Source organism: Streptococcus mitis, assembly GCF_905187495.1.
GTDB classification, from domain to species: domain Bacteria; phylum Bacillota; class Bacilli; order Lactobacillales; family Streptococcaceae; genus Streptococcus; species Streptococcus mitis_CU.
In genome coordinates this window covers 1-224 of sequence record NZ_CAJJIB010000099.1, presented here as the reverse complement: position 1 = coordinate 224, position 224 = coordinate 1, and the positions used below count along the sequence as shown (strand labels likewise).

Below are 224 nucleotides of genomic sequence, written 5' to 3'. Positions count from 1 at the left end.
ACTATACAAATATATTAGCTATTTCAATACACTACTTTTTCAATATCATTGATTGTAATTGTTATGGTATCCCAGTCTTTCGGGGAATCTCCTATGTCAGCAATAAAAGTATCTTCACTTAACTTTTCGACAATTGTCGCCGTTTGACCGTTTTTTAACAACACTGTATCAAATTCTAGAATTTTTACGATTTTTCTCCTTGCGTAAGCTTCTTTGGCTTCGGC

At 33.5% G+C, this 224-nt stretch carries 1 protein-coding gene; it reads right to left on the bottom strand.

The genetic code is table 11. From position 1 onward, the window contains the following. Window positions 1-23 precede the first annotated feature (23 nt). The coding region (locus JQ843_RS05685; RefSeq protein ID WP_203213122.1) for a hypothetical protein at window positions 24-224 on the bottom strand (201 nt) is incomplete at its 5' end.